Raw genomic sequence first — 22,622 nt, forward strand, 5'->3', positions numbered from 1 at the left:
TTCATTTTCTGGCGGAGCGGACGGGACTCGAACCCGCGACCCCCGGCGTGACAGGCCGGTATTCTAACCGACTGAACTACCGCTCCTTGGTCTGGCTGAATCGGGAAACTGGTGGGTGCTGAGGGGTTCGAACCCCCGACCTACGCCTTGTAAGGGCGCCGCTCTACCAGCTGAGCTAAGCACCCGTTTCCGATTCGTTCTGACTGCGATCTGCGTTTCCGCATCAACAATCAGCGAGCCCGCAAGTTTAATTCATCCCCGATCATTTTGCCAAGCCTGCACGCGAATTTTTTTAACGCGCGCGCGCACGATTCCGATACGCATAAAAAAAACCCGCGGACAGCGCCGCGGGTTTCGTGAACGACCGTCAGCAACGACGGCGTTCAGGGCTTCAGTGCTTGACCACTTCGGTCGAGCCGGCATCCTTCGCCGCCTCACCGACCGGCGCTGCTGCCTTCGCTTCTTCTTCCGGCGGCAGTGGCGTCGGCGAACGCTCGAGCGCGAGCTCCAGCACCTTGTCGATCCAGCGGACCGGCACGATCTCGATCGCGTTCTTCACGTTGTCCGGAATGTCCGCGAGATCCTTCACGTTTTCTTCCGGGATCAGCACGAGCTTGATGCCGCCGCGATGCGCAGCCAGCAGCTTTTCCTTCAGCCCGCCGATCGGCAGCACTTCGCCACGCAACGTGATTTCACCCGTCATCGCGACATCGGCACGCACGGGGATACCCGTCAGCACCGATACCAGCGCGGTCGTCATCGCACCGCCGGCGGACGGACCGTCCTTCGGCGTCGCGCCTTCCGGCACGTGGATGTGGATGTCCTGCTTCTCGAACGCTTCGTCCTTGATGCCCAGACGGCGCGAACGCGAGCGCACGACCGAACGTGCGGCCTCGACCGACTCCTTCATCACGTCGCCGAGCGAACCCGTACGAATCACGTTGCCCTTGCCGGGCATCACCGCGGCTTCGATCGTCAGCAGATCGCCGCCGACTTCCGTCCACGCGAGGCCCGTCACCTGACCGACCTGGTTTTCCTTCGCCGCGAGGCCGAAGTCGTACTTGCGCACGCCGAGGAACGTGTCGAGATTTTCGCCATCGACCTTGATCGCGCCCGATGCCTTCTTCAGCAGCAGCATCTTCACGACCTTGCGGCAGATCTTCGACACTTCCCGCTCGAGCGAACGCACACCGGCTTCGCGCGTGTAGTAGCGGATGATGTCGCGGATCGCCTGCTCGGTGACGTCGATCTCGCCTTCCTTCAGCCCGTTGTTCTTCTTCTGCTTCGGCAGCAGGTAACGCTGGGCAATGCTGACCTTCTCGTCTTCCGTGTAGCCCGACAGACGGATCACTTCCATCCGGTCGAGCAGCGGCGGCGGGATGTTCAGCGAGTTCGACGTCGCGACGAACATCACGTCCGACAGATCGAAGTCGACCTCGATGTAGTGGTCGGCGAACGTGTGGTTCTGTTCCGGATCGAGCACTTCGAGCAGCGCCGACGACGGATCGCCGCGGAAATCCATGCCCATCTTGTCGACTTCGTCGAGCAGGAAGAGCGGATTGCGCACGCCGACCTTCGCGAGGCTTTGCAGGATCTTGCCCGGCATCGAACCGATATACGTGCGGCGGTGGCCGCGGATCTCGGCTTCGTCACGCACGCCGCCGAGCGCCATCCTGACGAACTTGCGGTTCGTCGCACGGGCGATCGACTGGCCGAGCGAGGTCTTGCCGACGCCCGGAGGCCCGACGAGGCACAGGATCGGCGCCTTGACCTTGTCCACGCGCTGTTGCACCGCGAGGTACTCGAGGATCCGTTCCTTGACCTTCTCGAGGCCGAAGTGATCCTCGTCGAGCACCTGCTCGGCGTTCGACAGGTCGTTGTTGACCTTGCTCTTCTTGCGCCACGGCAGGCCGATCAGCGTGTCGATGTAGTTGCGCACGACGGTGGCTTCCGCCGACATCGGCGACATCAGCTTCAGCTTCTTCAGCTCGGCGTCGGCCTTCTTCTTGGCTTCCTTCGGCATGCGCGCGGCGTTGATGCGCTTCTCGAGCTCCTCGAGATCCGCGCCTTCTTCGCCTTCGCCCAGTTCCTTCTGGATCGCCTTGACCTGTTCGTTCAGGTAGTACTCGCGCTGGCTCTTTTCCATCTGGCGCTTCACGCGCCCGCGGATGCGCTTTTCGACCTGCAGGATGTCGATCTCGGCTTCGAGTTGCGCGAGCAGGTGCTCGAGGCGCTCGATGACCGGGAACATCTCGAGGATGTGCTGCTTCTGGTCGAGCTTCAGCGGCAGGCGCTCGGCGATCATGTCGGCGAGGCGGCCTGCTTCGTCGATGCCCGACAGCGACGTGAGAATCTCCGGCGGGATCTTCTTGTTCAGCTTCACGTACTGATCGAACTGCGACACGATCGCACGGCGCAGCGCTTCCGTTTCGGCGCTGTCGGCGTGATCGGGCTCGAGCGGCATCACTTCGCAGGAGAATTGGGTCTCCTGTTCTTCGATGGACAATGCCTTCGCACGCTGCAGGCCCTCGACGAGCACCTTCACGGTGCCGTCCGGCAGCTTCAGCATCTGCAGGATGTTGGCGATACAACCGACCTCGTACATGTCCTTTTCGGTCGGTTCGTCCTTGGCCGCGGTTTTCTGGGCGACGAGCATGATGTGCTTGCCGCCTTCCATCGCTGCTTCGAGGGCCTTGATCGATTTCGGCCGGCCCACGAAGAGCGGAATGACCATGTGCGGGAAAACGACGACGTCCCGCAGCGGCAGCAGCGGGAGCGTGATGCGTTCCGGCGGGAGAAGTTGGGTGCCTGACATTTCATTTCCCCATGAGTGGAATCAATTGTTCGGTAATTGAGGCCGCCACAACGAATTGCAAGCCTTCAAGTGCGGGAAATATTCGGTAAGAAAGTAACCACCGCGTGTCGAGTCAGAGTTACCCACAAGATAAACGAAAAAAAGCCGCCCACGGACTCATGAACGGCCTTTTTCGCTGAACATCGTCGGCAAGCCGGTCAGTTCGAACCCGCCACCTTCGGCGTGTCCTCGTAGATCAGCAAGGGCTTGCCGTCCCCATCGATGACGTTCTCGTCGATGATGACCTTGCTGACCCCTTTCATCGTCGGCAGCTCGTACATCACGTCGAGCAACGCCTGTTCGATGATCGAACGCAAACCGCGCGCGCCGGTCTTGCGGCGAATCGCCTTGCGGGCGACTGCCTGCAACGCGCCCGGCCGGATTTCCAGCTCGACACGCTCCATCGCGAACAGCTTGTGATACTGCTTGACGAGCGCATTCTTCGGCTCGACCAGGATCTTCATCAGCGCGGCTTCGTCCAGCTTGCCAAGCGTCGCGACCACCGGCAGGCGGCCGATCAATTCGGGGATCAGACCGAATTTGATCAGGTCTTCCGGTTCCGTTTCGCGCAGCACTTCGCCCGCGTCGCGTTCCTGCTTGCTCTTGACCGTCGCGCCGAAGCCGATGCCGGTCTTCTCGGTGCGATCGGTGATCACCTTTTCGAGACCGTCGAACGCGCCGCCGCAGATGAACAGGATGTTGGTCGTGTCGACCTGGATGAAATCCTGGTTCGGGTGCTTGCGGCCGCCCTGCGGCGGCACCGACGCCATCGTGCCCTCGACGAGCTTCAGCAGCGCCTGCTGGACGCCCTCGCCCGACACGTCGCGCGTGATCGACGGGTTGTCCGACTTGCGGCTGATCTTGTCGATTTCGTCGATGTAGACGATCCCGCGCTGAGCCTTGTCGACCTCGTAGTTGCAGTTCTGCAACAGCTTCTGGATGATGTTCTCGACGTCCTCGCCGACGTAGCCGGCTTCGGTCAGCGTCGTCGCATCGGCAATCACGAACGGCACGTTGAGCAACCGCGCGAGCGTCTGCGCGAGCAGCGTCTTGCCGGAGCCCGTCGGGCCGATCAGCAGGATGTTGCTCTTCGACAGCTCGACGTCGTCCTTCTTGTCGAGATGCTTCAGGCGCTTGTAGTGGTTGTACACGGCCACCGCGAGGATTTTCTTCGCGCGCTCCTGGCCGATCACGTACTGATCGAGGATGTCGCGAATTTCCTGCGGGCTCGGCAGATCCGACCGGGACAGGCTGGCCTCGACGCCGGCGGCAGCCGCCTCGTCGCGAATGATTTCGTTGCAGAGGTCGATACATTCATCGCAGATGAACACCGACGGGCCCGCGATGAGTTTTTTCACCTCATGCTGGCTCTTCCCGCAAAACGAGCAATACAACAGCTTCTCGCTGTTCGAACCTTTTTTGTCCGCCATGAATGTAGAGCCTCCGGACAGGTAAATGACATGATACGCCGATTGCTCCGAACGCCGCGCCTAGGGCGCGACCGGAGCCGGCTGGATGCGCTTGCCGCAGATCCTCAGGGCACTCGGGACGTTGCGGGGCGCCGCGCGAATCGGGGCGGCACCCCGTTTAAGCTCACGGGCGCTTCAGCAGCACCTGATCGATCAGCCCGTACGCCTTCGCGTCCTCGCTCGACATGAAGTTATCACGGTCGGTGTCGCGCGCGATGCGCTCGACGTCCTGGCCCGTGTGCTGCGCGAGCAGGTTGTTCAACCGTTCCTTCAGGTAGAGGATCTCGCGTGCCTGGATCTCGATGTCGGATGCCTGGCCGCGCGCGCCGCCCAGCGGCTGGTGAATCATCACACGCGAATTCGGCAGCGCGAAGCGCTTGCCCTTCGCGCCCGACGCGAGCAGGAACGCGCCCATGCTGGCCGCGAGGCCCATGCACAGGGTCGACACGTCCGGCTTGATGAACTGCATCGTGTCGTAGATCGCCATCCCGGCCGACACCGAGCCGCCCGGGCTGTTGATGTAGAGGCTGATGTCCTTGTCGGGATTCTCGCTCTCGAGGAACAGCAATTGCGCGACCACGAGATTGGCGGTCTGGTCGTTCACTTCGCCGACCATGAACACCAGGCGCTCCTTCAGGAGACGCGAATAGATATCGTACGAACGCTCGCCGCGGCCGCTCGTTTCGACGACGATCGGCACCAGCCCCAGCGCTTGCGCCTCGAAACCCTGCGGCGCGTTCGAAGCAAGCATGTCCAGCAATTCAGCGCGAGTGATCATTCAATGAACCTTGTTCGAATGGAAAATTGAACGGAAGGAAGCCGCCCGCTCAATCGCCATATTAATGGCAACCGTGCGCTTGACGTAAAAACGGCGTGCGGGCCGTCGCTCCGACAGCCGGCACGCCGCTAGAGCAACACTTACGCTTGCGCCGATGCGCTCGCGAGTGCCTCGAAGCTCACTTCCTTGTCCGTCACCTTTGCCTTGCCCAGCACGAAGTCGACGACGTTGCTTTCAACGACGAACGCTTCCATCTCGGCGAGGCGCTGCTGGTTGGAATAATACCAGCGGACCACTTCCTTCGGGTCTTCGTAGCTCTTCGCGAACTCGTCGACTTCCGCGCGGATCTGTTCCGGCTTCGCTTCGAGGCCGTTCGCCTTCACGAGTTCAGCCAGCACGAGACCCAGCTTCACGCGGCGCTCGGCCTGCTCGGCGAACATCTCGGCCGGGATCGGTGCGTCCTTCGCGTTCGGCACGCCGCGCTGCGCCAGATCCTGGCGAGCCATTTCGACGAGACGTTGCTGGTCCTGCTCGATCAGCGCCTTCGGCACGTCGAGTTCGGAAATCTTCAGCAGCGCGTCCATCACCTGGTTCTTGACGATCGACTGCGTGCGACGCTTCGCTTCGCGCTCGAGGTTTTCCTTGATCTCGGCGCGCATCTTCGTGAGGTCGCCGTCTTCGATGCCGAGCGACTTCGCGAATTCAGCGTCGATTTCCGGCAGGTGCGGCCACTCGATCTTCTTCATCGTGACCGTGAACTGTGCCGTTTTGCCGGCGACGTCCTTGCCGTGGTAATCATCCGGGAACTTGAGGTCGAACGTACGCTGTTCGCCGACCTTCAGGCCCAGCGCCGCCGTTTCGAATTCCGGCAGCATGCGGCCTTCGCCGAGCACGAACGGGAAATCTTCGGCCGTGCCGCCCTGGAACGCGACATCGTCGATCTTGCCGACGAAGTCGACCGTCACGCGATCGCCGTTCTTCGCTGCGGTGTCCGCGCCGCCGTCGCCGTGCTCGCCGGCTTCGCCGCGTGCGTGGAAGTGCACGCGCTGCTTGCGCAGGATGTCCAGCGTGCGGTCGATTTCGGCGTCGCCGATCGTCGTCGTCGAGCGCTCGACTTCAGCCGTCGCCAGATCGCCGATCTTCACTTCCGGGTAAACCTCGAATGTCGCGTCGAACGCGTATGCATCTTCAGCCTGCTCCTGCTTCGGCTCGAAGCTCGGCTGGCCGGCGACGCGCAGGTTTTCCGCGCGGCTGATCGTGAAGAATTCCTGGCCGATCTTGTCGCTCAGCACTTCCGCTTCGACCTGGCCCGAGTACTGTTGCGCGACCATCTTGAGCGGCACCTTGCCCGGGCGGAAACCCGGCATGCGCACGTTCTTCGCGAGTTTCTGGATACGGGCGTCGATTTCCTTCTGCACGGTGTCTTTCGGCAGGGAAATCGTCACGCGGCGTTCAAGCTTGCCGAGGTTCTCAACAACGTTAGCCATGGCTTCAATCGTCCTAAAATTATTCGAGCGAATCGGGTTTTCCTTGCCGTGCCTGCCTGCAGCGTGCGGTGCGTCGCACTCGCACGCCGCGCCGGAGCGCCACGCCATCCCTGCACGCGCCGGATGGCTAGCGCAAGCGGCTCGGAGCACGGCTTTGGCCGGAAGAATCGACTATTCTAGCAAACAATTTTCCTCGTACCGCCAGATCAGCGCGACACGCGTGTGTCCCCGCCACGTCGACGGCCCGTTGCACGGCGATGCATGCAGATCGCCGCTATGCCGAACGGCGTATCCACCACGGGCCCGCCATCCTGTAAGCTCCGATTGCGTGTGAGCCCGCTCGTCGCCTCACCGTGCATTCTTCACACCAATCACGCCTTCCGGAGACACCATGCCGCAACACCCGTCCGCGCCTGTCGTCGTCATCGCGCCCGATTCGTTCAAAGGCTCGCTTTCCGCCGAGCAGGTCGCGGACGCGATCGCCACCGGCATCCGCCGCGCCCAGCCCGACGCCGTGGTGCGCTGCTGCCCGATGGCCGACGGCGGCGAAGGCACGCTCGACGCGATGCTGGCGGGTGGCGGTACGCGGCGCACGCTGCGGGTGGCCGGCGCGTCGCTGGCGGCACGCGACGCGGCGGTCGGCGTGATCGATGCGCGCACCGCGATCGTCGAAACGGCCGAGATCGTCGGCATTACCGATCCGGTCGGCATGAGCGTGCCGGTCGACGCGCGCAGCACGCGCGGAATGGGCGAGGCGATCCGCGCGCTGCTCGACGACGGCGTGCGCCGCTTCTTCGTCGCGCTCGGCGGCAGCAGCACCAACGACGCGGGCGCCGGGCTGCTCGCGGGCCTCGGCCTGCAATGCTTCGACGCGAGCGGCCAGCCGGTCGAGCCCGTGCCGTCGCGGCTCGCCGACATCGCGCGCATCGACGCGTCGGGGCTCGATGCGCGCCTGGAGGAAACGGAATTCGTCGGCATGTCCGACGTCGACAACCCGCTGACGGGCGCCCACGGCGCCACTGCCGTGTTCGGTCCGCAAAAGGGTGTGACGGCCGCGCAGGTTGCGACCCTCGATGCCGCGCTCGGCCACTTCGCCGATCTGCTCGAAGCCGCGCTCGACCGCCGCAGCCGCGATCTGCCCGGCGCGGGCGCCGCCGGCGGCCTGGGTTTCGCGCTGCACATGCTCGGCGCGCGGTTCGAGGCCGGCGCCGAAGTCGTCGCGCGCCAGGTCGGGCTCGACGCCGCGCTCGCCGGCGCCGACTGGCTGATCACCGGCGAAGGCCGCTCCGACGTTCAGACGCTGCACGGCAAGGCGCCGTTCATCGCGTGCCGGCACGCGCAGGCCGCTGGCGTCCCCGCCTCGCTGCTGTCGGGCGCGGTCGACCCGGCCGCGCTGCCGCGCCTGTCCGAGCATTTCTCCGGCTGCTTTTCGCCGGCCCCCGGGCCGATCACGCTCGACGTCGCGATCCGCGATGCGGCCGATCTGCTCGCGAACGAAGCGGAACAGTTGACACGCCTGAAGTACGGTGCACACTGACCGTTGACCCGAGCGCGCGATACAGGAACAATCGGGCCCGCCCTTTTTCTTCAGGATTCGACATGAAAGGCCGTCAAGCCGGGCTCGATCAGTTTCTGACCTATCGCCTCCATGCGCTCACGAAGCGCTCCGACCGCGGGATCGGCGAGGTGTACCGGCACAAGCTCGACATCTCGCTGCCCGAGGCGCGCGTGATCGCCGCCGTCGGCGCATTCGGCCCGTTCTCGATCATGGATCTCGCGCGCCACACCAACCTCGACAAGAGCCAGGCGAGCCGCGCGGCCGAAGCACTGCTGCGCCAGGGGCTGCTCGAGCGCAGCGCGAGCGACGAGGACGGCCGGATCGTGCTGATCGCGCTGACCACCGACGGCCGGGCGCTGCATCGCAAGATCATGCCGATCGTGCGCAAGTGGAACGACGGCTTGCTCGCGTGCCTGTCCGACAGCGAGCGCCAGACGTTCGAGCGGCTGCTCGACAAGGTCGTCGCGCACGCGACCGAACGCGACGACTGAGCCGCGCGCCGGCCCGGCATCGCGCGATGGCCGGGTGCTGCGCGCAGCATTGATCCGACGAATCAGACAGGCCGCCCGGGTCGCGTCACGCGCAATCCGGGCGGCCCGTTTTGCATCATGCGGCGGCATCGCGTGAAGCGCGTGTTGCCACGTTACCGGCGGCGGCCGCGCATTCAGCGGCCTCGTCGCGCTACAACCCGCTGTTCGTCGCGCGCTGGCGCAACAACCCCAGCACCGCGTCGCAATACGGCGTCGGCACGCCAAGCTTGCGGCCGAGCTCCGGAAACACGCCGAGGATCGGCCCGATCTCGAGCGAGCGCCCCGCCTCGAAATCCTGGAGCATCGACGTCTTGAACGCGCCGAGCTTGCGCGTGACCGCGATCCGCTCGGGGCCGCTCATCCCGGTGGACAGGCCGAGCTTCGCACCGATCGCGGCCGCCTCCTCCATCATCCGCAGCGCGAGATCCTGCGTGAACGGATCGTCGAGCAACTGCTCGGCCGTCGACCCGGTCAGCGCGCTCAACGGGTTCATGTTCATGTTGCCCCACAGCTTCGTCCAGATCTCGGTCCGGATCGCGCGCGTCGACTCGACGTCGAAACCGCCCGCCGCGAGCGCCGCGGCGAACCGCGCCGTGGCCATGTCGAGCCGCGGATCGGGCGTGCCGACGATCAGCCGGTTGCCGCGCCCGCGACGCACGACGCCGGGCGCGTCGGTACTCGACGACAGGTGCACGACGCAGCCGATCGCCTGCGCCGGCGGCAACGCGGCCGACACCGCGCCGGCCGGATCGACCGCATCGAGCGGCACGCCGTCGATCGCGCCTCCGAGCCCGTGCGTGAACCACCATGGCAGCCCGTTCATCGCCGCGACGATCACGGTGTCCGGCCCGACCAGCGGCGCAATGCGCCCGGCCAGCGCGGGCAGCGCCTGCGCCTTCAGCGCGATCACCACGTAGTCCTGCACGCCGAGCGCGGCCGCATCGTCGCTGGCGCGCACCGGCACCGACGAGATTGCGCCCGCCTCGTCGATCACGCGCACGCCGTGCGTATTCAGCGCATCGAGCGTCGCGCCGCGCGCATACGCGCTCACGGTCATGCCGGCTCGCGACAGCGCGGCCGCGAGCAGACCGCCGATCGCGCCGACGCCGACCACCGCCGCGCGCACCGACCCTGAATTCGTGTCGTTCATGATGGCATTCCGTCTCCTGGAAGCTGACGAGCATAACGCTCAATGGTTGCGGGCACAACCATTCGGGCAGCATACCGCGCACCACGCGGCCCACGCGTTCGTTCGCCTCAGCGCGGCACGCCGCCGGCTTCCACCGCCTCGTCGTCGGTTGCGCCGCCCGTCGCGCCCAGCACGCCGGCGATCTGGCTCTTGTCATGCATCCCGAGCTTGCGGTACGCGCAGCGCAGGTAGTGACGCACGGTCGTCGGCGAGATCGCCATCTGCTGCGCGACCTCCTTGTGCGAACGCCCGGCGCCGTAATAGCGGATCGCCGCGAGTTCGCGCGGGCTCAGCCGGTCGAGCAGCGAGCGCGGCCGCGCCTCGATCTGGAACAGCCCCGCGACCGGCACACATTGGATACGCAGCGCGTCGCCGACGAACGGCTGGCCCGGCTGGCGCCGCAGGTGCGCGACGAGCGGCGCCGGCACGCGCGCGCCGGCCCAGGCCGGCCATTCGGTGCGCAGCACGTCGTCGAAACCGTGATCGGCATGGTGCAGCACCCCGAAGTTGTCGCACAGCGCACGCGCTGCCGGCGCGACCGTGTCGGCGCGCTCGCGCGTGAGTTGGGCCGCGCGATTGATCGTCAGCGCGGCGGCCAGATGCGGGATCACTTCCTCGAAACGTCGCGCGTCGTCGTCGCTGAACGGCCGGTTCAGGCCCTGGCGGTAGATCGACATGAACGTCGTCAGGCCGAAGCGGCGATCGAGCGTACACACGCACATCAGCTGCGCGAGCCCGTACTTCACGCACCAGTCGCGAAACCGCGCATCGAGCCCCGGCTCGACGACCGTCAGCCGCACCGCGCGGCCGTGCGCGCCATGCAACGTGCGGTGCGCCAGCGGGTCGCAATCGCGCACGCGCTTCCAGTCGGTGAAGAACGCATGCGGCAACCGGTACAAAAAGCTGTTGTGCATCACCGGGCCGGTCGGCACATGGGTCGCGACGCCCGTCCACGCCGCATCGAACGGCATGAGCGCCTGCAGCAGCGAAAAGAACCGGCATTCGAATTCGCCGATGCCGGACTGCGCGGCCACCGCGTACAGGTCGAGCAGCATCAGCCCGAGTTCGCGCTGCGCTGCGTCGCCGCGCGTGACGCCGTCGAAGTCGGCGCGCCGGGACGGCAGCGGCGGCCACGCGAACTCGTCGAGGACGATGGCGGCCGGCACGTCGCGCAGCGCGTCGAGATCCTGCCCGATATCCGTCGTGATCCTCACCTTCCGCTCCCCTGCCCGGTCGGGCTGCTGATGTGCGCAACGACACCGGCCGATTATAGCCAGCGGCTTTTTTGGCGGGCCACGGCGCCGGAACGCGCGCCAGCCCCATCCATTTGAACGGTGCGCCGCCCGTTGCTGCTGCGCAGCACGGCGCGCGACGGCATCGCGCGGCGCACATGCCGTGCACCGCGGGTTTTCCGCACCGTTCATCTGGACGACTGTTCGACCGTTTTCCCGCTGCGGACACTGCGTCGCGACAACACCAACGACAAACCGATGCAGCACGGTATGGAGAACCCCACGTGACGACACCCCGCTTCATCCGCACGGCCGCGGCCGCCGCGACGCTGGCCGCCTGCAACGCCGCCGCGCACGCGCAGTCCGCCCTCACGCTGTACGGCGCGCTCGACGCCGGCGTGCAATACCTGACGCACGCCGACGGGCATCGTTCGGCCGTGCGGTTGCAGAACTACGGCATCCTGCCTTCGCAGGTCGGGATCAAGGGCCACGAGGAGCTCGGCGGCGGCTGGCGCGCGCTGTTCAAGCTCGAACAGGGCCTCAACCTCAACGACGGCACCGCGACCGTGCCCGGCTACGCGTTCTTCCGCGGCGCATACGTGGGCCTCGCGGGGCCGGTCGGCACCGTCGCGCTCGGCCGCCAGTTCAGCGTGCTGTTCGACAAGACGCTGTTCTACGACCCGCTCTGGTACGGGTCGTACAGCGGCCAGGGCGTGCTCGTGCCGATGTACGCGAACTTCATCGATCACTCGGTCAAATACCAGTCGCCGACGTTCGCCGGCTTCGACGTCGAAGCGCTCGCCGCGACCTCCGGCGTCGCCGGCAATACGCGCGCCGGACGCGTGCTCGAGCTCGGCGGGCAGTACACGAGCAATGGCCTGTCGGTCAGCGCGGTGCTGCACCAGGCGCACGGCGAGGTATCGGCAGCCGACGACGCGTCCGCGCGGCGTCGCGAACTCGGCACGCTCGCCGCGCGTTATGCGTTCGCCACGCTGCCGCTCACCGTCTATGCCGGCGTCGAACGCCTGACCGGCGACCTCGACGCGGCGCGCACGATCGTCTGGGGCGGCGCGCGCTACCTGGCGTCGAACGGGATCGGCCTGAACGCGGGCGTGTACCACACCGATTCGCGCACGCCGGCGATCGGCCACCCGACGCTGTTCATCGCGAGCACCACCTACGCGCTGTCGAAACGCACCGTCGCGTACGTGAACCTCGGCTATGCGCGCAACAGCGGCCAGAGCTCGCAGACCGTCTACGAATACGACCCGACACCGCTTGCCGGCGCGTCGCAGTTCGGCGCGATGGTCGGCATGTACCACCTGTTCTGATTCCCTCCACGAGACCCCGCCATGAAGACCTTGTCCCCGGATGCCGCCCTCTCGCCCGACGGCCACGCGTCGCCGTTCGCGCGCTCGACGCTCGTCGCGCTCGTCGTGTTCGCGGCCATCACACCGTTGTTGCTGCTCGTGGCGCCCGCCGTCGCCGGTCAGCTCGCGACGCAGCTCGGCTTGTCCGCGTCGCAGATCGGCACCTACTTCTTCGTCGAACTCGGCGCGTTCAGCCTCGCGACCGTGCCGTCGTACCTGTGGCTCGGCCGTGTCGACGCGCGCCGCGTCGCGGCGCTCGCCATCGCGCTGTTCGGCGCGGGCAACCTGCTGACCGCGCTGTGGATGCCGGGCTTTGCCGTGCTGCTCGCGCTGCGCGCCGTCACCGCGCTCGGCGGCGGCTCGCTGATGGTGCTCTGCATGACGAGCGCCGCGACGAGCAGCAACAGCGACCGCGTGTACGGCCTGTGGGTCGTCGGCCAGCTGATCGCGGGCGCGATCGGCCTGTTCGTGTTGCCGCACGTGTTCGCCGCGTTCGGGCTGCGTGCGCTGTACGTCGCGCTCGCCGGGCTCGCGCTGCTCGCGGCGCCGCTGTCGCGCGGCTTTTCGCCGTCGCTCGGCACGCGAGCCGCGGCTGCGACCAGCGCACGCGGCGACGCGCCGCAAACGCCGCGACACTTCGTCGTGCTCGCCATCGGCGCGGTGCTGACGTTCTATCTCGCGATCGGCAGCGTATGGACGTTCGCGAGCCGCGCTGCGGCCGAGGCCGGGCTCGATCCGCAGTCGACCGGCAACGTGCTCGCGATCGCGAGCGTGATGGGGATCGCCGGCGCGGCGCTTGCCTCGTGCGCGGGCGGCCGGCTTGCGCGCCGCGCGATGCTGGCGGCCGGCTACGCACTGCTCGCGGCGGCGCTCGTCGCACTCGCCGCGATGCGTCATACCGGTGGCTACAGCGCGGCGATCTTCGCGTTCAAGTTTGCATGGACCTTCGTGCTGCCGTTCATTCTCGCGACGGTCGCGCAGATCGACACGTCGGGCCGCCTCGTCGCGACGCTCAATTTCGTGATCGGCGCGGGTCTCGCCGCCGGCCCGCTGCTGGCCGGCCTGATGCTCGACGCCGGCGGCACGATGCGCACGCTGTTCGTGGCCGCGACGGCCGTCGCGATCGTGTCGTTCGCCGCGCTGCGCCACATCGATCGCCGCGCACGCCCTTCCGTTTCCTCCCAACCGTGACAGGTCACGCCTCCATGAATCGCACTGCCTTTTTCACCGACGAACGCACTTTCTGGCATACCGGCGGCACGCACGCGCTGTTCTTCCCGGTCGGCGGCTGGGTCCAGCCGCCGTCTAGCGCCGGCTACGCGGAATCGCCCGATTCGAAGCGCCGCTTCCTGTCGCTCGTACAGGCGTCGGGCCTCGCCGCGCAGCTCGACCTGCGCGGCGCCGCGCCCGCGACGACGGCCGACCTGCTGCGCATTCATCCGGCGCACTATCTCGACGCGTTCCGCGCCCTCAGCGACGCGAACGGCGGCGACCTCGGCGATCTCGCGCCATTCGGCAAGGGCAGCTACGAGATCGCCGCGCTGTCGGCCGGCCTCGCGATCGCGGCGGTCGATGCGGTGGTCGGCGAGCGCGCGGCGAATGCGTTCTCGCTGTCGCGCCCCCCCGGCCATCACTGCCTGCGCGACCGCCCGATGGGCTTTTGCATGCTGGCGAACATCCCGATCGCGATCGAGGCCGCACGCGCGAAGCACGGCATCGAGCGTGTCGCGGTGATCGACTGGGACGTGCATCACGGCAACGGCACGCAGTCGATCTACTACGACGATCCGGATACGCTGACGATCTCGCTGCACCAGGACCGCTGTTTCCCGCCCGGCTACAGCGGCGCGGACGATCGCGGCGAAGGCGCGGGCATCGGCGCGAACCTGAACGTGCCGCTGCTCGCCGGCAGCGGCGACGACGCGTACCGGTATGCGTTCGAGCGGATCGTGCTGCCGGCGCTCGCGCGCTTCCGCCCCGAGCTGATCGTCATCGCGAGCGGCCTCGACGCGAGCGCGGTCGATCCGCTCGCGCGCATGCAGCTGCATACCGACAGCTACCGGTTCATGACGCGCGCGGTGAAGGAAGCCGCGCAGCGCCATTGCGGCGGGCGGCTCGTGATCGTTCACGAAGGCGGTTATTCGGAGGCGTACGTGCCGTTCTGCGGGCTCGCGATCGTCGAGGAACTGGCAGGCGTGCGCACCGAGGTCGCCGATCCGATGCTCGACCTGGCGATCGCGCAGCAACCGGGCGAGCGGTTCGTCGCGTTCCAGCGCGAACTGCTCGACGAACTGGCCGCGTCGTTCGGGTTGTAACGCGCGGGAACGGGCGTGACGGGGCCGGCCCGCGCCGGCCCTTGCGCGATCCGTGCGGATGGGGTTTCCTGTGGCTTTACCCCTGTTCCGGCCCGAGGCCACACTCTTCCGATGAAATCGTCCCCGCGCGATAACAACGACAACGCCAAAACGCGCCGCCAGCCGTCGAAGCTGGCCCTGAACATCGCCGCCGTGACGGTCGGCCTCATCACGTTCGCAATCGGTGCGGCGTGGGTGATCTATAGCTGGGTCGTCGATCGCGAAGCGCAGTATTTCGCGATTCCGCTGGTGTTCTCGGTACCGGTGATCGTGGCCGTCGCGATCCGCAGCTTCTGGGAATAGGCGCGCCGGAAACGACGAAGCGCAGCGGTCGTGCGACGCGCGGGGAGGTTTGTCGAGCCGGGCACGTCAGTTGAAGCGGTGCGCCCGGCGATTCGACTGCACGCGCGTCACAGGCCCGGACGCTGGCACGGATTGGGGACTGCGCCCTGATATCCGCCGGCGACGGCGCCCAGCGCGGCGCCGGCCAGCGACGTGCCGAGCGCTTTGAGCACACCCTCCGTCGACAGCGGCTCGCCACTCGACATCGCCCGTCCCGAGTACGCCGTGCACGCCGACGACGATGCGACCGTCTTCACCGGTTTGGCGCTCCAGACGACATTGTCGGCGGGCGTATTGGCGAAGGCCGGCGCGGCGAACATCAGCGCCAGAACGGAAATCGGAATGCGGACGGTGCGTTTCATCGGCGACCCCTCGGTGTCGTGGTGCTTCTTGTATGAAAAGTGAGCACGATATTACACGCGGCCGTTTTTTCGGGCGAATGCGGACGCCTGGCGAGGAAACCGGCATCAATGGACGATAAAAAAGCGCTGCGGTCAGCCGACCGGCAGCGCTTTTTCGCGAACGAGACCCTGACGGGGGCTCGTTCGACTTCTGGTGCGTGAGGCCGGACTCGAACCGGCACACCCTTGCGGGCGTCAGGACCTAAACCTGGTGCGTCTACCAATTTCGCCACTCACGCGCATTTCCGTCGCCTGACCGCGCGGGACGCAAGATGCGTGCTCCACGCGCCCGGGACTTCACGCCGGCCCAAAAACCGGCACGCCCGATCAGGCGAGCGCGAGATTCTACCCGATCCGTGCGGCCTTGTCTCGCCCTGCCGGCACCGGTCGTGCCGCGGTGCTAGAATGCCGCGCTCGACGTTTCGGCAGCGCGCCGCCGCGCGTCCCCCGAACCCGCCCCACACGATTTCGCCCGTGAACTTCGACGACTACTGTCAGCAAAAGGCCGCCCCCGCAGGCTCCAGCGTCTACTACGCGCTGCGCCAGGCGCCGCTCGCCACGCAGCCGCGCCTGACCGCGCTGTTTGCGCTGCGCCGCGAACTCGAGGAAACCGTCAAGGAAACCAGCGATCCGACCGTCGGACACACGAAACTCGCGTGGTGGCACAAGGAACTCGCGGCACTCGCCGACGGGCAACCGTCGCACCCGGTCACGAAGGCGCTCGCACAGCATCACCCGGCGATCGCCGCCGAGGCCGATGCGCTGCGCACGCTCGTCAACGGTTACGGGATGGACCTCGAACAGGCGCGCTACCTCGACTTCGCGAACCTGCAGCGCTATATCGCGCAGGTCGGCGGCACCTTCGCGTCGCTGGTTGCGCGCGCCAGCTCGGCGGACCCGACCGACCCGCAGCCGTGGGCCGAGGACGTCGGCCGCGCGCTGATGCTCGCGCAATTCGTGCAGGAACTCGGCAACGACGCACGCCACGGCCGCATCTATCTGCCGATCGACGAACTGCAGCGCTACAACGTGACCGCCGCCGATCTGCTGAACCGTCGCTATAGCCCGGCCTTCACCGAATTGCTGCAATTCCAGACGACCCGCGCGCGCGACGCGCTCGCGGCGGCCGGTGCGGCGATTCCCGCCGCCGAACGCCGTGCACAGCGCACGCTGCGCGCGCAGATCGCGCTGGCCGGCGCGCTGCTCGACGAAATCGCGCGCGACGGCTACCAGGTGCTGCACCAGCGCATTGCGCTGACGCCGATCCGCAAGCTGTGGATCGCGTGGCGCGCCGCGCGCCGCCGCTGAGCCGCGCGCATCACGCCTTCAGCAACGGCAGCGTGTCGAAACGCTGCTGCAGCACGCGCGTCGCATCGAGCCCCCACCACGGCCCAAGCACGGTCGCATAAAGCTGGCGGAAATCGACCGCGACCGGCAGGTTGCCGTTGCCGTCGAGCCGCCCGAGCGCCGGCGGCGCACCGTACAGGCCGCCCGCCACGCGGCCGCCCATCACGAAATGCGGCGCGGCCGTGCCGTGATCGGTGCCGTTGCTCTGATTCTCGCGCACGCGCCGCCCGAATTCCGCATAGGTCATCACGAGCGTCTCGTTCCAGCGCCCGAGTTCGACCAACGCCGCGCGCATCGCGCTCATCCCTTGCGCGAACTGCTTGAGCAGCGCGGCCTGCTGCCCTGGCTGGTTCTGGTGCGTGTCGAAGCCGTTGAGCGTCAGGCGCAGCACCGCGACCCCATCCTGCGCGCCGGGCCCGGACGCTTCGCACGCGGCCAGCACCTGCATCGCGGTCTTGACCGACGTGCCGAACGCGCCGGCCGGAAAGGCCGTCCTGAATTCGCGCATCCCGCCGCGCGGGCGCAGCCGGTCGGCCGCCTTCACGATGTCGTTCTCGACGTCGATGATGTGCGCGAGCGCCGGGTTCTGCTCGCGCAGCGACGACGGCTCGGCGAGCCGGGCCGCCCGGATGAACTGCGCGGGATTGACGAGCGCGATCGCGCGCGCGCCGTTCGACAGCGGCCCCATCTCGGCGCTGCCGAGCACGACGCCGTCCGCCGCGAAACCGGGCGGGACCGGCGCCTGCGCGAAGGTGCGCGTGAGCCAGCCTTCGTGGAGGTACTGATCCGAGCGCGATGCGGTGTCCCAGATCTCGATCGAGCGGAAATGCGACAGGTTCGGCTGCGGATAGCCGACGCCCTGCACGACCGCGACCTGCCCGTCGCGCCACAGCGGCATCAACGGCGCGAGCGACGGGTGCAGCCCCGTCTGCGCGTCGAGCTGCAGCACCTGGTCGCGCTTGATGCCGATGCTGCGCCGGAACTGGTAGTACAGCGGATCGGCATACGGCACCACCGTGTTGAGGCCGTCGTTGCCGCCCTTCAGCTCGACGAGGACCAGCACGTTCGCATACCCGGCCGCCGGCTTTCGCCCGGCCTGCGGCACGGTGGCCGCCATCGCGGGGGCTTGCCACATCGACACGCCGGCCGCCGCAGCAGCGCCGGTCAGCGTCAGAAAATCACGTCGGTTCATCGCACATCCTTTGGTTCGCCGCCGGGCACCTTTGCCGCGGCGGCTGCCCGCTTCGTCGTCGTTCGCATCATTTCAGTTGATAGGCGGGATCCATCAGCAGCGCCTCGAGATACGCGCTGCCGGTCGAATCCGTATCGATCGCCGCGACCGGCGAGAGTTGCAGCACCGCATGCTGCAACTGCAGCTCGGTCGACAATCCCGCGATCGCCTGCGGCCGCGCACGATACTGGGCCAGCCAGCGCTCGAGGTCGAAGCGCAGGCCGCCGCGCGCCGGCTTCGCGGGCGTGTCCCGCAGGCCGGCGGCGGACGCCGCATCGGTCACCGGCATCGCATGCGCCCGCGCGTTCGGCGGCGGCGCGATCGCGCGAGCCGGCGGCCGCATGCCGACCGTTTCGGTCGCGCGGAACAACTGCTCGACGAACTGCTTGCGCGACAGCAGCGTGGTGCTGTTGATCCACAGCGCGCCGCCCGGCCAGCCCTTCACGTTCGGCGGATAGAACAGGTTCTGCCCGAGCGTGCGCACGGTGTTCGCGAGCAGCTGCGGATCGCCGTACGCGACGTCGAACAGCCGCACCGACCCGACGACGAATTCCGCCGGCGACTTCACGAGCACGCCGCGGTTGCGCGGATCCCAGAACGCGTCGGTCGACCACAGCGCGGCGAGCGCCGCGCGAATGTCGTAGCCGCTCGCGCGAAACCGCTCGGCCACCGCATCGACTGCGCCCGGTTCCGGCGTATCGGACACGAACTCGCGCCACAGCTTGCCGGCGATGAAGCGCGCGGTGCCCGGCCGCTTCAGCAGGATGTCGAGAAAGCCGTCGCCGTCGAACGGCCCGGTTTCGCCGAGGATCGTCTTGTCGCCGGTATCGTGCCACTCGGGCCGCACCGTGAAGCGCAACGTGTCGGGATCGACCGTCCAGCCGGTCATCGCGCGCGCGGCTTCGGTCACGTCGGATTGCGTGTAGTGCCCTTCGCCGAGCGTGAACAGCTCCATCACCTCGCGCGCGAAATTCTCGTTCGGCCGCCCCTTGCGATTGCTCGCGCCGTCGAGATACTGGAGCATCGCCGGATCCTTCGCGACCGCGTGCAGCAGCGTGCCGAAGTTGCCGAGCGCCTCGCGGCGAAACAGCGCGTTCTGCGCGGCCATCGTCTGCGGGTACGGCACCTTGTCCTGCCCGGACGTGAAATGCCCGTGCCAGAACAGCGTCATGCGCTCGGTGAGCGGCGACGGCGTCGCGACCATCTCGTGGACCCAGGCCGCGCGCAACGCATCGTAGCGGCGATTGCGCTCGCGCTGCTCGTCGCGCCGCATGTCGGGCGTCAGCGCCTGGCGCTGCGCGCGCGTCGGCGGCAACTCGCCGAGCCAGTCGGGCCACGTCGTGACGGGTTCGTGTCGCGCATTGCCGAGCGTGTCGGCCACGACCTGCGCGCGCGTCATGCCGACGATGCGCGCGACCTCGGCGGGCGCGGGAGAAAAACCGGTGCGACTGAGGAAAAACAGCGCGTCGTCGGCATCGAGCGTCGCCTGCATCGCAGGCGACGGCGCCGGTGCGGCAGCGTTCGCTTTCATCGTCATGGACTCCCGGAACGCACCGGCGGTGCGGATGCCCGTACAACGGCATTCGGCGCCTGAAAGTTGACGGCAAAAGTGCTACGAATTTTTTCCGCGCGGAGATTTCCGCGCAAGACGAACGACGACACGCGTCAGCGCTTGTACAGCTCGCGAACGGCGTCTTCGATGTGCTGGCGCAACAGGTGCCGCTCTTCGGGCGTCATGTGCCCGTCGCGGCGGCGCTGTTCGAGATCGGGAGGCACGGCGGAACGGACCGTCATATCGGCGGCACGATCGGACTGCGGCGCTTTGCCGCGCGGCAGCTTGCGCGACGATGCGCCCTGCTCGGGGCGCTGCGCATACGCGAAGTTCGACGCATATGGACCGGCAAGCGCGATCGTCAGCATCAGTGCAATCCGGGCAGATCGCATGACCGTCCTCGCTTCTTTGGTCGATTTGTTCCCTTCGTCACGCGGCAACCGGCTACCTCTGGTACTTGAAAAACCCTGCGGAATTCGGGTGTGCAAAGATGAAAGATGGAGTGCAGGGGAGTATCTACCGAATTTCGGCTTCGAGTAAAGGAATCTCTATAGCCTGCCTTTACTCGGCGCGACACTACGGGTAAATTTTGTAACCGACTGTAACGCACGAAAATACGCGCCCGTGCGTCAATTCCCATTCGCGATAAGATGCCGATCATGGAAACGAAAAACCCCTCCAAGATTCTCGTCGTCGACGACGACCCTCGCCTGCGCGATCTGCTGCGCCGTTACCTCGGCGAACAGGGTTTCAACGTCTATGTCGCGGAAAACGCGACCGCGATGAACAAGCTCTGGGTACGCGAGCGTTTCGACCTGCTCGTGCTCGACCTGATGCTGCCCGGCGAAGACGGCCTGTCGATCTGCCGCCGGCTGCGCGGCAGCAACGACCGCACGCCGATCATCATGCTCACCGCGAAGGGCGAGGACGTCGATCGCATCGTCGGCCTCGAGATGGGCGCCGACGATTACCTGCCGAAGCCGTTCAACCCGCGCGAGCTGGTCGCGCGCATTCATGCGGTGCTGCGTCGCCAGGCGCCGGCCGAACTGCCGGGCGCCCCGTCCGAAACCACCGAGGTGTTCGAGTTCGGTGAATTCTCGCTGAATCTCGCCACGCGCACGCTGACGAAGTCCGGCCAGGAAATTCCGCTGACCACCGGCGAATTCTCGGTGCTGAAAGTATTCGCGCGTCATCCGCGCCAGCCGCTGTCGCGTGAAAAGCTGATGGAACTCGCACGCGGCCGCGAATACGAAGTGTTCGACCGCAGCCTCGACGTGCAGATCTCGCGCCTGCGCAAGCTGATCGAACCCGATCCGGGCAGCCCGCGCTTCATCCAGACGGTCTGGGGCCTCGGCTACGTGTTCATCCCGGACGGCGCCGCCTGAGCTTTTTCCTTCCCGGTTTCGCCCCGTCCACGGCCCGTCCCATGCGTATCGACCGGCGCCTTCTGCAGCTCGCGTTCGGCGGGCTGTTCTGGCGCACCTTCCTGCTGATCGCGCTGCTGATCTCGGTCAGTCTCGCCGCGTGGTTCCAGAGCTTTCGCGTGATCGAGCGCGAGCCGCGTGCGCAGCGCGTCGCACTCCAGCTCGTCGCGGTCGTGAAGCTCACGCGCACCGCCCTGCTCTATTCCGATCCCGATTTGCGGCGCGCGCTGCTGCAGGATCTCGAGAGCAACGAGGGCGTGCGTGTGTACCCGCGCGAGAAAACCGACAAATTCAAGCTGCAGCCCGACGAATCGCTGAACCGCCTGATCGAACACGACATCCGCAGCCGCCTCGGCGACGATACCGTGATCGCGCAGTCGGTCAACGACATTCCCGGCGTGTGGATCAGCTTCAAGATCGACGACGACGATTACTGGGTCGCGCTCGACCGCGATCAGCTCGACAACGTCACGGGCCTGCAGTGGGCCGGCTGGGGGCTGTTCGCGCTCGCGCTGTCGCTGTTCGGCTCCGCGTTCATCACGAGTCTCGTGAACCGGCCGTTCTCGCGGCTCGCGCTCGCCGCGCGCCAGGTCGGTTCGGGCCAGGCGCCCGAGCCGCTGCCCGAGCGCGGGATGGGCGTCGCGGCCGAGACCAACCGCAGCTTCAACCAGATGGTGCGCGACCTCGAACAGCTCGAAGCCGACCGCGCGCTGATGCTCGCGGGCATTTCGCACGACCTGCGCACGCCGCTCGCGCGGTTGCGGCTCGAAACCGAGATGAGCCCGTCCGACCAGGCGACCAAGGACGCGATGGTCGACGACATCGAACAGATGGACCGCATCATCGCGGCCTTCATCGACTACGCGCGCCCGTCGCAGCGCAAGCCGGAACCCGTCGACCTGTCGTCGATCGCGCACGAAGTCGCCGCGCGCGTGTCGGGCGAGGACGGCGTCGAGATCCGCACGCGGCTCGCGCCGAGCGCGATCATCGAAGCCGACGAGACCGACATGCGCCGCGTGATCGGCAACCTCGTCGAGAACGCGCGCAAGTACGGCCAGAGCAAGCAGGACGGCATCTCGCGCATCACGCTCGAGACGCGCGTGTCGCATGCGCGCGTCGAGCTGTCGGTGAGCGACGAAGGCCCCGGCATCCCCGAGGATCAACTGCCGCTCGTGATGCGGCCGTTCTACCGCGTCGACACCGCGCGCACCAAGGCCGACGGCACGGGCCTCGGGATGGCGATCGTGCTGCGGCTCGTCGGCCGCTACCGCGGCGCGCTGCGCCTGCGCAATCGCCAGCCGGAAGCCGGCCTCGAAGTCACGCTCGAATTCCCCGGCGCCGGCAAGGCGCGTGCGACCGCGTGACACGCGCACGCACGCATCTTGCGCGTCACACTATCGAGGCGGTTGACAAAAGCTATGAGGATGGTTAGTTAAAATCTATTGAAGCGTCTTGCTAATAGTGTTATAGTTTTGCCCATGCTGTCACATCATCGTTGCAGCAC

20 protein-coding genes and 3 tRNA genes are annotated in these 22,622 nt (G+C 66.9%); 10 read left to right on the plus strand and 13 right to left on the minus strand.

The window, feature by feature from the left end:
• Nucleotides 1-9: 9 nt before the first annotated feature.
• The 6 genes from DTA15_RS01565 to tig form a co-directional block, all read right to left on the minus strand.
• Nucleotides 10-86, minus strand: a tRNA-Asp gene (locus DTA15_RS01565).
• Between the two features lie 23 nt (nucleotides 87-109).
• Nucleotides 110-185 (minus strand) — tRNA-Val (locus tag DTA15_RS01570).
• A 206-nt stretch (nucleotides 186-391) separates the two neighbouring features.
• Nucleotides 392-2,815, minus strand: a complete 2,424-nt coding sequence (lon, locus tag DTA15_RS01575; protein WP_006489349.1) for an endopeptidase La — start codon at nucleotides 2,813-2,815, stop codon at nucleotides 392-394.
• Between the two features lie 197 nt (nucleotides 2,816-3,012).
• Entirely contained in the window at nucleotides 3,013-4,284 is a 1,272-nt protein-coding gene (gene clpX / locus DTA15_RS01580; protein ID WP_006489345.1) for an ATP-dependent Clp protease ATP-binding subunit ClpX, read from the minus strand.
• A gap of 163 nt (nucleotides 4,285-4,447) precedes the next feature.
• Nucleotides 4,448-5,101: an ATP-dependent Clp endopeptidase proteolytic subunit ClpP gene (gene clpP / locus DTA15_RS01585; RefSeq protein WP_006496351.1), complete on the minus strand. Its 654-nt coding sequence runs from the start codon at nucleotides 5,099-5,101 to the stop codon at nucleotides 4,448-4,450.
• 140 nt (nucleotides 5,102-5,241) lie between these two features.
• Entirely contained in the window at nucleotides 5,242-6,588 is a 1,347-nt protein-coding gene (gene tig, locus DTA15_RS01590; RefSeq protein WP_006489335.1) for a trigger factor, read from the minus strand.
• 391 nt (nucleotides 6,589-6,979) lie between these two features.
• On the opposite strand from tig, the gene DTA15_RS01595 reads away from it, so the two are divergent.
• Both DTA15_RS01595 and DTA15_RS01600 read left to right on the plus strand, forming a co-directional pair.
• A complete protein-coding gene (locus DTA15_RS01595) occupies nucleotides 6,980-8,125 on the plus strand; it encodes a glycerate kinase (protein WP_006493210.1) in 1,146 nt (381 codons plus the stop codon).
• Between the two features lie 62 nt (nucleotides 8,126-8,187).
• Complete coding sequence (locus tag DTA15_RS01600) at nucleotides 8,188-8,637, plus strand: MarR family winged helix-turn-helix transcriptional regulator (RefSeq protein WP_006478574.1); 450 nt, start codon at nucleotides 8,188-8,190, stop codon at nucleotides 8,635-8,637.
• A gap of 190 nt (nucleotides 8,638-8,827) precedes the next feature.
• Here the strand turns inward: DTA15_RS01600 and DTA15_RS01605 are convergent, their stop codons facing one another.
• Nucleotides 8,828-9,826, minus strand: coding sequence for a 2-dehydropantoate 2-reductase (locus DTA15_RS01605; RefSeq protein WP_006487983.1), 999 nt, complete (start codon nucleotides 9,824-9,826; stop codon nucleotides 8,828-8,830).
• Nucleotides 9,827-9,933: 107 nt separating this feature from the next.
• Nucleotides 9,934-11,079, minus strand: coding sequence for a helix-turn-helix transcriptional regulator (locus tag DTA15_RS01610; protein ID WP_006487985.1), 1,146 nt, complete (start codon nucleotides 11,077-11,079; stop codon nucleotides 9,934-9,936).
• A 132-nt stretch (nucleotides 11,080-11,211) separates the two neighbouring features.
• Here DTA15_RS01610 and DTA15_RS01615 point away from each other — a divergent pair, with 132 nt between their 5' ends.
• The 5 genes from DTA15_RS01615 (at nucleotide 11,212) to DTA15_RS01635 (ending at nucleotide 15,124) form a co-directional block, all read left to right on the plus strand.
• A complete protein-coding gene (locus tag DTA15_RS01615) occupies nucleotides 11,212-11,385 on the plus strand; it encodes a hypothetical protein (RefSeq protein WP_006496346.1) in 174 nt (57 codons plus the stop codon).
• Nucleotides 11,382-12,428, plus strand: a complete 1,047-nt coding sequence (locus DTA15_RS01620; RefSeq protein WP_006488024.1) for a porin — start codon at nucleotides 11,382-11,384, stop codon at nucleotides 12,426-12,428. Before DTA15_RS01615 ends, DTA15_RS01620 begins: the two co-directional genes overlap by 4 nt.
• Nucleotides 12,429-12,449: 21 nt before the next feature.
• Nucleotides 12,450-13,658, plus strand: coding sequence for an MFS transporter (locus DTA15_RS01625; RefSeq protein ID WP_006487993.1), 1,209 nt, complete (start codon nucleotides 12,450-12,452; stop codon nucleotides 13,656-13,658).
• A 14-nt stretch (nucleotides 13,659-13,672) separates the two neighbouring features.
• A complete protein-coding gene (locus tag DTA15_RS01630) occupies nucleotides 13,673-14,782 on the plus strand; it encodes a class II histone deacetylase (protein ID WP_006488011.1) in 1,110 nt (369 codons plus the stop codon).
• A gap of 111 nt (nucleotides 14,783-14,893) precedes the next feature.
• Nucleotides 14,894-15,124: a hypothetical protein gene (locus DTA15_RS01635; RefSeq protein WP_006487995.1), complete on the plus strand. Its 231-nt coding sequence runs from the start codon at nucleotides 14,894-14,896 to the stop codon at nucleotides 15,122-15,124.
• A gap of 107 nt (nucleotides 15,125-15,231) precedes the next feature.
• On the opposite strand, the gene DTA15_RS01640 is transcribed toward DTA15_RS01635, so the two are convergent.
• Nucleotides 15,232-15,525, minus strand: a complete 294-nt coding sequence (locus DTA15_RS01640) for a hypothetical protein (RefSeq protein WP_006488005.1) — start codon at nucleotides 15,523-15,525, stop codon at nucleotides 15,232-15,234.
• Nucleotides 15,526-15,716: 191 nt separating this feature from the next.
• Nucleotides 15,717-15,803: transfer RNA gene (locus tag DTA15_RS01645), tRNA-Leu, on the minus strand.
• Nucleotides 15,804-16,038: 235 nt separating this feature from the next.
• Here DTA15_RS01645 and hpnD point away from each other — a divergent pair.
• Nucleotides 16,039-16,872 (plus strand): presqualene diphosphate synthase HpnD, encoded by an 834-nt coding sequence (gene hpnD / locus DTA15_RS01650; protein ID WP_006488013.1) that lies wholly within the window; start codon nucleotides 16,039-16,041, stop codon nucleotides 16,870-16,872.
• A gap of 10 nt (nucleotides 16,873-16,882) precedes the next feature.
• Here hpnD and DTA15_RS01655 read toward each other — a convergent pair whose 3' ends face one another.
• From DTA15_RS01655 to DTA15_RS01665, 3 genes are all read right to left on the minus strand, one after another.
• Nucleotides 16,883-18,103, minus strand: coding sequence for a DUF1501 domain-containing protein (locus DTA15_RS01655; protein WP_006487989.1), 1,221 nt, complete (start codon nucleotides 18,101-18,103; stop codon nucleotides 16,883-16,885).
• A 67-nt stretch (nucleotides 18,104-18,170) separates the two neighbouring features.
• Nucleotides 18,171-19,673 (minus strand): DUF1800 domain-containing protein, encoded by a 1,503-nt coding sequence (locus tag DTA15_RS01660; protein ID WP_012492680.1) that lies wholly within the window; start codon nucleotides 19,671-19,673, stop codon nucleotides 18,171-18,173.
• A 134-nt stretch (nucleotides 19,674-19,807) separates the two neighbouring features.
• Nucleotides 19,808-20,086 (minus strand): hypothetical protein, encoded by a 279-nt coding sequence (locus tag DTA15_RS01665; RefSeq protein WP_012492681.1) that lies wholly within the window; start codon nucleotides 20,084-20,086, stop codon nucleotides 19,808-19,810.
• A 258-nt stretch (nucleotides 20,087-20,344) separates the two neighbouring features.
• Between DTA15_RS01665 and ompR the strand changes: the two genes are divergently transcribed.
• Together ompR and DTA15_RS01680 are read left to right on the plus strand one after the other, a co-directional pair.
• Entirely contained in the window at nucleotides 20,345-21,079 is a 735-nt protein-coding gene (gene ompR / locus DTA15_RS01675; RefSeq protein ID WP_006478565.1) for an osmolarity response regulator transcription factor OmpR, read from the plus strand.
• 41 nt (nucleotides 21,080-21,120) lie between these two features.
• The gene (locus tag DTA15_RS01680; protein WP_006488007.1) at nucleotides 21,121-22,482 is read left to right on the plus strand and encodes an ATP-binding protein; all 1,362 of its coding nucleotides are present in this window, start codon (nucleotides 21,121-21,123) and stop codon (nucleotides 22,480-22,482) included.
• Nucleotides 22,483-22,622: the final 140 nt, after the last annotated feature.

Source organism: Burkholderia cenocepacia, assembly GCF_900446215.1.
Classification (GTDB): Bacteria; Pseudomonadota; Gammaproteobacteria; order Burkholderiales; family Burkholderiaceae; genus Burkholderia; species Burkholderia cenocepacia.